The sequence below is a fragment of the Phyllobacterium phragmitis genome, from assembly GCF_002980495.1.
Classification (GTDB): Bacteria; Pseudomonadota; Alphaproteobacteria; order Rhizobiales; family Rhizobiaceae; genus Paramesorhizobium; species Paramesorhizobium phragmitis.
The window spans coordinates 1-12,509 of sequence record NZ_PVBR01000031.1 but is presented as its reverse complement, the minus strand read 5'-3'; the positions used below and the strand labels follow the sequence as shown (position 1 = coordinate 12,509).

The 12,509-nt window shown below is 65.1% G+C and carries 10 protein-coding genes and 1 pseudogene; 9 read left to right on the top strand and 2 right to left on the bottom strand.

Features of this window, described 5'->3' with window-relative positions; all coding sequences use genetic code 11:
- The first annotated feature begins 189 nt into the window (after window positions 1-189).
- Genes C5748_RS25155 through C5748_RS25145 form a run of 3 tightly spaced genes read left to right on the top strand, consistent with a single transcriptional unit; the run spans window position 190 to window position 6,071 of the window.
- Window positions 190-2,445 (top strand): peptidase domain-containing ABC transporter, encoded by a 2,256-nt coding sequence (locus C5748_RS25155; RefSeq protein WP_158259927.1) that lies wholly within the window; start codon window positions 190-192, stop codon window positions 2,443-2,445.
- A gap of 1 nt (window position 2,446) precedes the next feature.
- A complete protein-coding gene (locus C5748_RS25150; RefSeq protein ID WP_105745480.1) occupies window positions 2,447-3,877 on the top strand; it encodes an HlyD family type I secretion periplasmic adaptor subunit in 1,431 nt (476 codons plus the stop codon).
- Between the two features lies 1 nt (window position 3,878).
- Complete coding sequence (locus C5748_RS25145; RefSeq protein ID WP_105745478.1) at window positions 3,879-6,071, top strand: type I secretion system permease/ATPase; 2,193 nt, start codon at window positions 3,879-3,881, stop codon at window positions 6,069-6,071.
- Between the two features lie 13 nt (window positions 6,072-6,084).
- Here C5748_RS25145 and C5748_RS25140 read toward each other — a convergent pair whose 3' ends face one another.
- The gene (locus C5748_RS25140; RefSeq protein ID WP_105745476.1) at window positions 6,085-6,693 is read right to left on the bottom strand and encodes a GntR family transcriptional regulator; all 609 of its coding nucleotides are present in this window, start codon (window positions 6,691-6,693) and stop codon (window positions 6,085-6,087) included.
- Between the two features lie 174 nt (window positions 6,694-6,867).
- Between C5748_RS25140 and C5748_RS25135 the strand changes: the two genes are divergently transcribed.
- The 6 genes and pseudogenes from C5748_RS25135 to C5748_RS29080 all read left to right on the top strand — a co-directional run.
- On the top strand, window positions 6,868-7,962 hold the full coding sequence (locus C5748_RS25135; protein WP_158259926.1) for an amino acid ABC transporter permease: 1,095 nt from the start codon (window positions 6,868-6,870) through the stop codon (window positions 7,960-7,962).
- Window positions 7,963-7,966: 4 nt separating this feature from the next.
- The gene (locus tag C5748_RS25130; protein ID WP_105745472.1) at window positions 7,967-9,049 is read left to right on the top strand and encodes an amino acid ABC transporter permease; all 1,083 of its coding nucleotides are present in this window, start codon (window positions 7,967-7,969) and stop codon (window positions 9,047-9,049) included.
- A gap of 150 nt (window positions 9,050-9,199) precedes the next feature.
- Window positions 9,200-10,246 (top strand): type 2 periplasmic-binding domain-containing protein, encoded by a 1,047-nt coding sequence (locus tag C5748_RS25125; protein WP_105745471.1) that lies wholly within the window; start codon window positions 9,200-9,202, stop codon window positions 10,244-10,246.
- Between the two features lie 74 nt (window positions 10,247-10,320).
- Window positions 10,321-10,953: a protein-tyrosine phosphatase family protein gene (locus C5748_RS25120; protein WP_146119621.1), complete on the top strand. Its 633-nt coding sequence runs from the start codon at window positions 10,321-10,323 to the stop codon at window positions 10,951-10,953.
- A gap of 57 nt (window positions 10,954-11,010) precedes the next feature.
- Window positions 11,011-11,760, top strand: a complete 750-nt coding sequence (locus C5748_RS25115; protein ID WP_158259930.1) for an amino acid ABC transporter ATP-binding protein — start codon at window positions 11,011-11,013, stop codon at window positions 11,758-11,760.
- Between the two features lie 94 nt (window positions 11,761-11,854).
- Window positions 11,855-12,181: pseudogene (locus C5748_RS29080) on the top strand (TraB/TrbI/VirB10 family type IV secretion system protein); the annotation flags it as partial.
- Window positions 12,182-12,199: 18 nt separating this feature from the next.
- Here C5748_RS29080 and C5748_RS25105 read toward each other — a convergent pair.
- Window positions 12,200-12,509, bottom strand: a 310-nt coding sequence (locus C5748_RS25105) for an invasion associated locus B family protein (protein WP_199194898.1), incomplete at its 5' end; no start/stop codon positions are given.

Below are 12,509 nucleotides of genomic sequence, written 5' to 3'. Positions count from 1 at the left end.
AGGCCAGCCCGTGGCCCGTTTGCGCCGCGGTGCCGGGCATACATCGCGGCGCAAGCGCCTGACCGGCGATGTTTCCGACCAGGAACGGACTGTCGTAAAACTTAAAAAATACCTGTATACATGAATGGTGAGGCCGGAATCGCCCGGCAGGTATCGACGGCACCCGGCAGCCCGGCAAGGACACAGCGGATGACGCAACAGCCTCGGCAGTTCGATACGGCAGACCCGGTGCAGTGCGCCGGCCCGGCCGGGACGCCACTGCTGCTCGGATGCATTCTGATCCTCGCCAGTCTGCAGCGGGTGGTGGAGGATCAGGCGGCGGCGCAGGAGGCGGCGGTGCCGCTGCTGGAGCACCCGGCCAAGAGCGCCGGCAAGGCCTATGCGAGGGCGCTCGGGCTCAGGGCCGTCTTCCGGCGGCTGCCACTGGCACGGCTTGATCCAGAGCGACTGCCGCTGGCGTTTCGCACCGGGGACGGAGGCTGGCGGGTTCTGGCCCGGCTGACGGAGGAGCATGCGCTCGTGCTCGCCCCGGGAGAGCAGAGCCCGGTCGCGCTGTCGCCGGCGGAGCTTGCCGGGATCTGGTCCGGCGAGGTGCTGGAGGTCCGGGGCAGCGGTACCACCCGGCAGGCCTTGCGCCCGTTCGACATCACCTGGTTCATCCCCGAATTCCTGCGCTACCGGGGCCTTGCGATCGAGGTAATGGCGGCCTCGGCGATGCTGGAGCTGATGGCCCTTTTGATGCCGCTTTTCTTTCAGGTGGTGATGGACAAGGTCATCTTTTACCAGGCGGGCTCGACGCTGGATGTGCTGGTGACGGTGCTGGTGTTGGTCGCGGTGCTGGAGGTGCTGCTGAAATGCGTCCGTCAGTACATTGCCAGCCAGACCACGACGCGGATCGATGCCCGGCTGGGCGCGCGGTTGTTCGACAGGCTGATGGATCTGCCGATCTCCTACTTTCAGTCGCGCAGCACCGGCATGACGGTGATGCGGCTGCGCGAGCTGGACACGATCCGCGAATTCCTCTCCGGGGCGGCCAACACACTGCTGATCGACCTTGGCTTCACGCTGATCTTCTTCGCAGTGATGTACCTGTATTCGCCGCTGTTGACGGCGATCGTGGCGGCTTCGGTGCCCTGCTATTTCACGCTGGCCTATCTCACGACGCCGCGTTTGCAACGCCGGATCGAAGAGATGTTTCGCGACGGCGCGATCAACAATGCCTTCCTCACCGAGACCCTGACCGGCGTCGAGACCGTCAAGGCGCTGGCGCTGGAACCGCAGTTGATCCGACGCTGGGAGTCGCAGACGCAGAATTTCGTCACCTCGAACTTTCTCGTGCAAAGGCTGATGCAGGTTTCAGGCAGCCTCGTCGCCGCGATCCAGCGCATTACCCTTGTGTTGGTGCTGTGGGTCGGCGCCCGCATGGTGATCGGGCTGGAGCTGTCGATCGGCCAGTTGATCGCCTTCAACATGATGGCCGCCCATGTCAGCGAGCCGATCACCCGGCTGGCAGAGCTGTGGCGCGATTACGTGCAGGCGCGGGTGTCGATCGACCGGCTGGGGGATGTGCTGGATACCCCCGCCGAGCGTTCGGATACCCAGCCCGGCCTGCCGGAAAAGCTCGGCGGGGGTATCACCTTCGAGGCGGTGCGCTTTGCCTATGCGCCGCATCGGCCGCCGGTGCTGGAGGATTTCAGCCTCGATATCCCGGCCGGGTCCATGGTGGCCTTCGTCGGGGCCTCGGGGTCGGGCAAGAGCACCGTGGCGCGGCTGATACAGAAGCTCTACCTGCCCTCGGCGGGGCGCATCCGGCTTGATGGAATAGATCTGGCCGGCGTCGACGCGGTGGCGCTGCGCAAGCGCATGAGCGTGGTGCTGCAGGAGAATTACCTGTTCAACCGCTCGGTGCGGGAAAACATCGCCCTCCGCGACCCGGCGGCGCTGCTGGACCAGGTGATCGGGGCGGCGCGGCTGGCCGGTGCGCATGAGTTCATACTGGAGCTGAAGGACGGCTACGACACCGTGTTGGCGGAAGGGGGGGCGTCGCTTTCGGGCGGGCAGCGGCAGCGGATCGCCATTGCCCGCGCGGTGCTGAACGATCCCGCAGTGCTGATCCTCGACGAGGCCACAAGCGCGCTCGACGACGAGTCCCAGGAGCGGGTGAAACAGGGGCTGGAGCGAATCCGGGCCGGGCGCACGGTGATCATGATCGCGCACCGGCTGTCGACGGTGCGGGACTGCGACCGGATCTTCGTTCTGGACAATGGGCGGATCGTGGAGGCGGGCAGCCCCCGCGCGCTGCTGGCACATGGCGGGGCCTATGCACGGCTCTGTCGGTTGCAGACCGGCGAAACCGGGCGCGCGCGGGACACGTCCAGCGCCGCGCCACGACAGACGCTGACGCTGGGACGCATGTCGGCGGCAATTGGAAGGGCGGAGGGCTGAGATGGCGCGCAGGGCGACAGGGCAGGCGGCGCATGGCGAGCAGAGGGGGCGCCGCAGGCATCTGCGCGCACTGTTGGCCGCCTGGCGCGGGCAGCGTGGGGAGGCGAAGGGCCCCTCGCGGCGGCGGCTGGAGCTGGAGTTTCTGCCAGCCTATCTGGAGATCCTCGAACGCCCGCCCTCGCGGGTCGGGCGGCTACTGGGGCTGGCGATCATGCTGCTCTGCGCCGGGGCGCTGATCTGGTCAGTGCGCGGCCGGCTGGATGTGATCGCGACCGCGCCGGGGCGTGTCATCGTCGGGCAATATTCCAAGACGGTGCAGGCGGCGGCGGGCGGGGTGGTGACGGATATTCGCGTGCGCGATGGCCAGACGGTGCGGGCCGGTGAGGTGCTGGTTGAACTGAACCCGACCTCCGCGCGCGCCGATCTCGACCGGCTGAGACGGCAGGTGGAGAGCAACGCCGCCAGCGTTGCCCGCTTTGAGGCCCTGCTGTCGGACGATCCGGTTGCGGAGTTTGCCGCGCGGGGCGATCTGGCAGCGGATCAGAAGGCGCAGGCACTGACCTATCTGGAGGGGGAATGGCTCGCCCGCACCGCCGCGCGCGAGACCTATCTGTCGCAACTCCGGCAAATCGCGGCACAGCAACTGGCCTCGGCGCATTCCGTAGCGGAATCCGAGACGTTACTTCGGATCGCGCAGGATCGCCACGACTCGATGAAGCCACTGGCGGAAAAGGGCATCTACGCGCGGATGGATCTGCTGACCCTTCAGAAGCAGGTGGTCGAACAGCGCCGCACTCTTGCCGAGCAGACGGACACGCTGGCGGTGCTGCAGGTGCAGCAGGAAACGCTGGTTTCCGAGAATGCCCGCCAGGAGGCCGAATGGCGCCAAAGCGTGCTGCAGCGTCTGGAACAGAGCCGCGCCGATCTCGGCGCGCTCGGGCAGGAGCTGATCAAGGCGCAGGAGACCGCCCGGATGCAGACCATTGCAGCGCCGGTCGATGGCGTCGTGCAGCAGCTTGCGGTGCATACCATCGGCGGCGTGGTGCAGGCCGGACAGGCGCTGATGATGGTGGTGCCGGAAACCGACGATCTGGAGGCGGAGGTCAACATCCTGAACCGGGATGCGGGGTTCGTCCGTCGTGGCCAGCCGGTGCAGGTGAAGGTAGAGAGCTTCCCCTACACCAAGTACGGCACGATCACCGGCGAGGTGCTGCAGGTCTCCAGGGATTCGGTTTCCGACGAGACGCTCGGCCTCGTCTACCCGGCGCGGGTGCGGCTGGACCGGCTGAGCTTCAGCACCGATGATGGCGCGATTCCTCTTTCGGCCGGTATGGAGCTGACCGCCGAGATCCGGACCGACGAGCGCCGGGTGATCGACTATCTGCTGAGCCCGCTGCAGGAGTACCAGTCGATGGCGCTGCGGGAGCGATGAGATGAGCCTTACCGCCGAATATCTCTTTGATATCGCCCGCGAGAACGATGGCACGCCCGCAACCCCGCGGCTGGACAGCGGCCTGCAGGGGCTGGTGGCTGCGGCGGCCCTGCTGGACCTGCCCTGCGACGCGATGCAGATCTGGCATTTCCACGGCAAGACGACGGGCGCCTTCGAGACCATCGACATCCTGCGCGCGGCGCGACGGATCGGCCTGCGCGCCGATGTGATGGCGCTGCGGGCGGAGCGGCTGGACCGGCTGCCCACGCCGATGCTGCTGCGCGCGCGGGATACCGGTGCTAAGGGCGATGCCGGTGCCTTCACGGTGGTGGTCTCTGCGGGGGCCGGTGGGCTGACAATCCGCGATCCGCTCACCGGAGAGGAGGCGCATGTTCCGCCGCAGGAGGTGAAACGGCGCTTTGCCCCGCAGGCGATCCTGCTGGCGCGGGCGCCCGGGACGCTGGCCGCGGATGGCGGCTTCGGGTTTGCGTGGTTCCTGCCCTCGATCCTGAAACACGCGGCGCGGTTCCGGCGGGTGATCATCGCGGCGCTTTGTCTGCAGCTGTTCGCGCTGGTGTCGCCGGTTCTGTCGCAACTGGTGATCGATCGCGTGCTGGTAAGCCGCCAGCTTCAGAGCCTCGATGTGCTGGTGATCGGCATGCTGGCGATCGCGGTCTTCGATCCGCTGATGAGTTATTTCCGCAATCTGGTGTTCAGCCACCTCGCCAGCGGCGTGAATTCAGAGCTGTCGGCGCGGGTCTATCGCCATCTCGTCTCGCTTCCGTTGTCATATTTCCGGACCCGGCAGACCGGAGACATCATCGCCCGGGTGCGCGAACTGGACGGGATCCGCAATTTTCTCACCGGATCGGCGCTGATGCTGGTGCTGGATCTGGCCTTCGTCGGGGTGTTTCTTGCGGTGATGTTCCGCTATGCGGCGCAGCTGACCTGGCTGGTGGTGGCGTCGCTGGCGGTCTATCTGCTGATCTGGACGGTGATCGCTCCGGCGCTGCGACGACGGGTCGAGACGAGCTTTGAGCGGAATGCCGACAATACCGCCTTCCTGACCGAGGCGGTGACAGGAATCGAGACGGTGAAATCTCTGGCGGTGGGCGACCGGTTCCGGCGCGAGTGGGAAGACCGGCTGGCCGCCTATCTGCGCGCCTCGTTTCGTACCTCCATGATGGGCAACTGGGGCGGCGGGGCGATCGGGCTGGTGCAGCGGGTGCTGAGCGCGTTGCTGCTGTGGTTCGGGGTGCGGATGGTGATGGCCGGGGATCTGAGCATCGGTCAGTTGGTGGCGTTCAACATGCTGGCGGGCCATGTCACCATGCCGATCCTGCGGATGGCGCAGATCTGGCAGGATTTCCAGCACGTCGGCGTGTCGATCCGCCGGATCGGCGATATCCTGAACCATCCCGCCGAACCGCTGGCGGCGCCGGGGCGCAGTTCGCTGGGAAAGATCGTGGGCGAGGTCGAGCTGCGCAAGGTGACCTTTCGCTACAGCGTGGATGGCGCCGAGGTTCTGCGCCGGCTCAGCCTGCATGTCCGGCCGGGCGAGAAGATCGGCGTCACCGGGCTCAGCGGGTCGGGCAAGAGCACGATCACCAAGCTGATCCAGCGGCTCTATGTGCCGCAAAGCGGGCAGGTGCTGGTCGACGGGGTGGACCTCGCGCTGGCGGATCCAGCGATGCTGCGCCGGCAGATGGGGGTCGTGCTGCAAGAGAGCTTTCTGTTCAACGGATCGGTGCGCGAGAACATCGCCCTCGGCGATCCCGGCGCAGGGCAGGCGCGGATCGAGGAGGTGGCGCGGCGGGCTGGGGCGCATGGGTTCATCACCGCGCTTCCCGGCGGGTACGAGGCCCAGGTGGGCGAGCGCGGCGGCGCTCTCTCGGGCGGGCAGCGGCAGCGGATCGCCATTGCCCGCGCGCTGCTGGCCGATCCGGCCATCGTGATTTTCGACGAGGCGACGTCGGCGCTCGATTATGAATCCGAGGCGGCGATCCTGCAGAACCTGCCACAGATCCTCGAAGGGCGCACGGCGATCATGATCGCCCACCGGCTGAACGCCATGCGCCAGTGCGACCGGATCATCGTTCTGGAAAAGGGCGAGATTGTGGAGCAGGGCCCGCATGCGGCGCTGCTAGGGCAGGGCGGGCGCTATGCGCAGCTATGGCGGATGCAGAATGGCTGAGCGGGCCGCGGCTTCAGGGGGCGATATGCTGGCGCAGGCGCTGAAACAGGTCGGAAGCCGAGCGCTCCTGATATTGCGCGGTGTCGACGGTCAGGTCGCGCAGGAACGTCGCCGTCCGTTCCGGCGCGCACGAGAGATCGCGCATGTACCAGCGGATCGCGCGCCAGAGCCCGGCGGAAAACGCGTCGCGCAGGATCGGGTCGGGGATAAGGCCGGTCAGGCAAGCATGCAGGCGCGACAGCAGTTCATAGTGAGTCTCCGCGTCCTGCGGCTCCAGTGCCCGGGCGAACCCGTGCAGAGCAACCACGTCGGAATGCTGCGAGACGCTCAGTGCCGGCAGATCGTGCAAGAGGATTGCCCCGACAAGCCCGCTCAGCGTCGTCAGATCCCGCGCCTTGTCCTCGGGCACCAGCGGGGTCACCACCGTTCCGACGCCGGATTTCGTGAACACGAGCCGCTCGTAGGCGAGGCGCTGCAGGATCTGCCGGATCGGCGTGCGGGACATGCCGAACTGGGTCGCCAGTTCGGTTTCGTAGAGAACGGTATCGCCCTCGTAGCCGTTGATGCAGATTGTCCTGCGGATCGCATCGAGCGTGGTCTCGGCCTGGGTCGCTTTGTGCATGGGTCTTCGCTTTTCTTCCGCCTTGTTTCGATTTTGTGCTCCGGCGGCCTTTCTAGAGTTATGATATTCCTGTATACAGGTGCAATTAGCTCGGAACACTAAAGGCTTTTCATGATCTCGCCAAGTCCTCCCCCTCCGCTGCCGCGGAAGCTCCCGTTATGGGATATCGCCGCGGTGGCGATCGTGGCCGCACTCGCGGCGCTGCTGGTCCTGAACGTTCTGGCCAATATGGAAAGGGCCGGGATCAGGCCGGGCTTCGGCTTTCTGAGCCAGACCGCGGGCTTCGATGTCAGCGAGGCGCTGATTGCTTATGCACCGGAGGATTCCTACGCCCGGGTGATCCTTGCCGGCGTGCTCAACACATTGTTTCTGTCCGTGGTCAGCCTGATTCTCGCCACGCTGGTGGGGCTCCTGATCGGCCTGATGAGCGTCGGGCCCAGCCCGGTCGGGCGCAGGCTGGCGCTGTGGTATGTCGAGCTGTTCCGGAACCTTCCCAAGCTGCTGATCCTGCTGGTTCTGTTCGTTGCCGCCGTCAATGGCCTACCGCATGTGCGTCAGGCGATTTCGCTCGGGCCGGTGCATCTTTCCAATCGCTCGATCTACTTTCCGCTGCCGGTCTGGAACGGGCGTCAGTGGATGCTGATCGCGGCGGTCCTGCTGGGGTTGGCCCTGAGCGTCCTGCAACACCGCACACTGACCCGGATGCGCGAGGCGAACGGCAACGCGCCCGCCTTCTGGCCCTTTGCCCTGGCGCTTGTCGTTGGTTTGCCGGTGGGTGTGGCGGTGTTGTTCCAGGTTCCGCTGGTCTGGTCGACGCCGCAACTGGCGGGGTTCGATTATCAGGGCGGCGGCAGGGTCTCGCTACAGTTCATGGTGATCGCGGCCACGTTGGGGCTCTACCATGGGGCGCAGATCGGTGAGGTGGTTCGCGGTGGAATCGAGTCGGTCTCGCGCGGCCAGATCGAATCGGCGCTCGCACTGGGGCTGTCGCCCCGGCAGGTGATGCGGTTTGTCGTGCTGCCGCAAGCGATCCGGATCGTCATCCCCTCGATGAACAATCAATACGCCAACCTGATCAAGAACACCTCTATCGCGATCGCCGTGGGGTATTCGGACCTGATGTCGGTCGCCGGGACGATCATCAACCAGACCTTTCGCCCGCTTGAGATGATGGCGCTGACCATGGCGATCTACCTGGCGATCTGTCTTCTTGTCACCACAGCGCTGAACCGGATCAACGACCGGTTGCGCCGCACCGAAGGACGATAGCCAGATGCCCGTTGCCTTGATCTCCCGGACACGCAGGTTCCTGACAGACGCATTCGGAACCCCGCTCGCCGCACTTTGGACGCTGATGGCGCTGGCGATTGGCGTACCAATGGCCTGGATGGCGCTGAACTGGTTGCTGATCGGCGCCGTCTGGCCATGGCAGCCGGTGGAGATATGTGGCCGGAAAACCGGGATCTGCTGGCCATTCATCGTCGAAAAGCTGCAGTTCATCCTGTTCGGCACCTATCCGCACGACCAGATCTGGCGGCCGGCCACGGCCTCGGCGATGCTCTGCGCGCTGACGGTGCAGACCGGCCTGCAGATGACCGGGCGCGGGCTGCGGCTGTCGGTGCGCCAGGCGGTTCTGATCTGGGTGGTGGCGCTGATCGTCACCTTCGTGCTGATGGCGGGTGGTGTTGGCGGCCTGCCGCCGGTCGACAGTGTGCGCTGGAATGGGCTGCCGGTGCTGCTGATCCTATCTGTCGTGGCGATCGCGCTGGCCTTCCCGCTGGGGGTGCTGCTGGCGCTGGCGCGGGAACAGACGGGCTACCGGGTGCTGTCGCGCTTCGCGACGTCGTATATCGAGATCGCGCGGGGCGTGCCGATGCTGACCTTTCTCTTTGTCGGCGTCTTCGTGTTGCCAATGATGCTGCCGCCGGGTACCCGCATCTCGCCCGTGGGGGCGACGCTGGTGGCGCTGATCCTGTTCCACGCGGCGTATTTTGCCGAAGACGTGCGGGGCGGATTGCGCGCGCTTCCCACAGGGCAGGCCGAGGCCGCGCGGGCCCTGGGGCTGGCGTATCCGGCGCTGATGATCCGGGTGCTGCTGCCGCAGGCGATCCGTAGCGCGCTGCCGTCGATCGTCAACAGCACCATCGGCGCCTACAAGGATACGTCGCTGGTGGTGGTGCTGGGCATCCACGACCTGACCGCGACCGCGCGCATGGCGTCCTCTGACCCCGGTTGGCGCGAATACACGCTGGAGGCGTATTTCATCGTCGGGCTGTGGTTTTTCGTCTCCTGCGCCTTCCTGTCGGCCACCGGCCGTGCCCTCCCTCGCCACCGTTCCGGCCGCGTCGCTGCCTGAAATACAGGCAAAGGTGGGGAAAAATGTTCCCGAGGCCGGAAAAGTGGGATCGTTGTCGCAAAACTGTTTAAATATACCTGTATACATGTGCTATGCGAGAGATCGCTGATACCGCAACCTCAGACCTCGTCAGACAAAAGGACATTCACGATGAAATCCCTGGTTGCTTCGCTCATCCTCTCCGCGGCAGTCGCCGCCACGATGAGCACCACATCCGTTCAGGCCGGGCAGGTCATGGACGAAATCAAATCGAACGATAAACTCGTCTGTCTCGTGAACCCGCAATCGCCGGGCTTTTCCGCCCCCGACAGCAATGGCGTCTTCCAGGGCTTCAACACCGACTTCTGCCGCATGGCCGCCGCCGCCATTCTCGGGGATGCCGGGAAGGCCGATATTCGCGGTGTCGGCTTCTCCGATTCCATGAAGACCCTGGTGGCCAAAGGTGGGCATATGGCGTCGCGCTCGATCACCGTCACCGGGACCCGCGATGCCGATCCCGGGATGGCTTTCGTCGTCACCACCTTCTACGATGGCCAGGGTTTCATGGTGCCGAAATCGCTGGGCGTGCAGAGCGCGCGGGAGCTTGAAGGCGCCACCGTCTGCGCCGAGGACGGCTCTACCACGCTGCTCACGCTGGCTGACTGGTTTTCCGACCGTGGCATGAACTACCGGGTGGAGAACATCGCCGACAAGACTGCGCGGCTCGAAGCCTTCTTTTCGGGCAAATGCGATGTCTATGCCTCGGACGTGACTGCTCTGAGCTCCGACCGGCAGCTTGCGGGGACCCCAGAGGAGTATGTAATTCTGCCGGAAGTGATCTCGAACGAGCCGCTGACGCTTGTGACCCAGCCCGATCAGGACCTGGAGAGCAGTGTCTTCTGGGCGTTCCAGGTCATGCTGAACGCCGACGAATACGGGATCACCTCTGCCAATGTCGATGATATCGTCGGCGATCTGGACAGCCAGCCGCAGGCGGTTCAGCGCCTGTTCGCCGAAGATGGCGCCACCGTCGACATGGCCGCAAAGCTGGGTCTGCCCGCCGACTGGGCCTATCAGGTGATCCGGCAGGTCGGTTCCTATTCCGAGGTGTTCGACCGCAACCTCGGCCCCGACACCGCGTTCAAGCTGGTGCGCGCGGAAACCGTCAATGCCGCGACCAGCGATGGCGGCTTGATGTATGCCTACCCGATCCGCTGAGCGGATCCGCTGCCGCGCGGACACTGGAAGTCCACGCGGCAATTCTCCAAATCCCCAAAAAAGGTTAGCAATAGATGCGTACTAGGGAGTCGCAGAAGTATTCACCGGAATTGCGCGAGCAACTCATGGATCTCGAAACCAGCATTCGTGCGCAGATCGCTGTCCCGAAAGGGGGGGGGATCGTGACGATGGGCTTTCCCGGGCTGGCCTTCGCAGTGACCGGTGATGCCTATATCGATCCTGAACGCATGCGCGCGACACTCGTCCATCCCGCGCTCGAACGCTGTGATGTGCTGATCGTTCTGGTCGAGCCCGAGGAATTGCCCCCGGGGGCGATGGAGGTCCTGCAGGATCTTTGCGCCGACAGGGATATCAGCGTGCTGCACCTGCCGATCGCAGATTATCAGGTGCCCGGCGACAGGTTCGCTGCCGGCTGGGAGACAGTCGCCGGCCGGATCGATGATATCCTGCAGTCCGGCGGAACGCTGGCGTTGTCCTGCCACTATGGCGCCGGGCGATCGGGGATGATCGCGGCGGGGCTGTTGCTGGAGCAGGGTCTGCCGCTGAGCGAGGCGATCCTCGCGGTGCGCGAGCAATTCCCCGAGTCGATCGAGAGCGATGTGCAACTGGCATGGCTGGCCGACAAGCACGCGGCCCTGAGCGGCGCCCGCGCTACGGCGATGGCGCGCCACGTTTTCCCGGACTGAGCGCTGGAGACCGCCATGACCAAGCACGCCACCCGGATTCAGCCTTCGCCGGGTCCGATGCAGGTGTCCGACAAGATCGCGATCCAGATTTCGCACATGAACAAGTGGTTCGGCGCGTTCCACGTGCTGCGGGATATCAACCTTTCCATCTACCGGGGGGAGCGGGTCGTGATTGCGGGACCCTCGGGCTCAGGCAAATCGACGCTGATCCGCTGCATCAACCGGCTGGAGGAGCATCAGTCCGGCACCATCCTGGTGGACGATACCGAACTCAGCTCGGATCTGAAGAACATCGACAAGATCCGTTCCGAGGTCGGCATGGTGTTCCAGCACTTCAACCTGTTCCCGCACCTGACGATCCTCGAGAACTGCACGCTGGCGCCGATCTGGGTGCGCAAGATGCCGCGCAGGGAGGCCGAGGAAACGGCGATGCATTTCCTCGAAAAGGTGAAGATCCCGGAGCAGGCGAACAAGTACCCCGGCCAGCTTTCGGGCGGCCAGCAGCAGCGCGTGGCGATCGCGCGATCGCTGTGCATGCGCCCGCGCATCATGCTGTTCGACGAACCGACCTCGGCGCTTGATCCGGAGATGATCAAGGAGGTGCTCGACACCATGGTGGAACTGGCCGAGGAGGGCATGACGATGCTCTGCGTCACCCACGAGATGGGCTTCGCGCAGGCGGTGGCCAACCGGGTGATCTTCATGGACCAGGGCCAGATCGTTGAGCAGAACGAGCCGAAGGAATTCTTCAACAACCCGCAGCACGAGCGCACCAAGCTGTTCCTCAGACAGATCCTCGGCCACTGAGGTACGCGCGCCGGCCACGCGGAACACCGCCTTCCAGTTACCCGCAAGTGTGGTGCGGCGAATTGATTCCCCCATCAGATTTGGTCTTGTCCGGAACGCCATCGTGCTCGAGCGCTTGTCTGGGGCGGACGCAGCCGGGTTCTCCGGCCTCGAGGACCAGGTCGACTATCATTGGGGCGAATTGTTCAAGGCCGCGGCGCTCTCGACGCTTCTCTCCGTAGGGACCCAGATGGGGTCATCAAGCGATGAAAACTCGTTGCTTGAGGCGTTACGCACCGGGGCTGCGGACAGCATCAATCAGGCGGGTCAGCAGGTGGTCCAGCGGTCGGCTAACATCCAGCCCACCCTCACCATTCGCCCCGGCTCCCCGGTCAGGATCATTGTAGGCCGCGATCTCGTACTCTCGCCCTGGAAAGGATAGCGAGAGTTCCAACCGATCTCAACGCGACAGCGCAGCCACCCGGTCGAGGGCGGTGCCGAAGCCCTGAAGCGAGATCGTGAATGGCATGGCGGCGCCGCCATCGGCGGTTGCCGTGAGTTTAAGCGCCGCGCCCGCACGCAGCGCCACGAGCGTCGCGTCGTCGAAGCTGACATTGACCAGGCAGCCGCCCGGCAAGCAGGTTCTGAACCGGACAGGCTGCATCGCAGGCTTGTCGTCGATCTGGAAGGTCACGCCGGCATCGAGCGCGAGGCCGAAGGGCATAATGAGCGTGCCGGTGACGGTGTTGCCGGCAGGTGCGCTCAGTTCG

What these genes read in the sequence shown, in the direction of transcription:
- C5748_RS25155 (WP_158259927.1), top strand. Translation starts at nt 190, where the DNA reads ATGACGCAACAGCCTCGGCAGTTCGATACGGCAGACCCGGTGCAGTGC.
- C5748_RS25150 (WP_105745480.1), top strand. Translation starts at nt 2,447, where the DNA reads ATGGCGCGCAGGGCGACAGGGCAGGCGGCGCATGGCGAGCAGAGGGGG.
- C5748_RS25145 (WP_105745478.1), top strand. Translation starts at nt 3,879, where the DNA reads ATGAGCCTTACCGCCGAATATCTCTTTGATATCGCCCGCGAGAACGAT.
- C5748_RS25140 (WP_105745476.1), bottom strand. Translation starts at nt 6,693, where the DNA reads ATGCACAAAGCGACCCAGGCCGAGACCACGCTCGATGCGATCCGCAGG.
- C5748_RS25130 (WP_105745472.1), top strand. Translation starts at nt 7,967, where the DNA reads ATGCCCGTTGCCTTGATCTCCCGGACACGCAGGTTCCTGACAGACGCA.
- C5748_RS25125 (WP_105745471.1), top strand. Translation starts at nt 9,200, where the DNA reads ATGAAATCCCTGGTTGCTTCGCTCATCCTCTCCGCGGCAGTCGCCGCC.
- C5748_RS25120 (WP_146119621.1), top strand. Translation starts at nt 10,321, where the DNA reads ATGCGTACTAGGGAGTCGCAGAAGTATTCACCGGAATTGCGCGAGCAA.
- C5748_RS25115 (WP_158259930.1), top strand. Translation starts at nt 11,011, where the DNA reads ATGCAGGTGTCCGACAAGATCGCGATCCAGATTTCGCACATGAACAAG.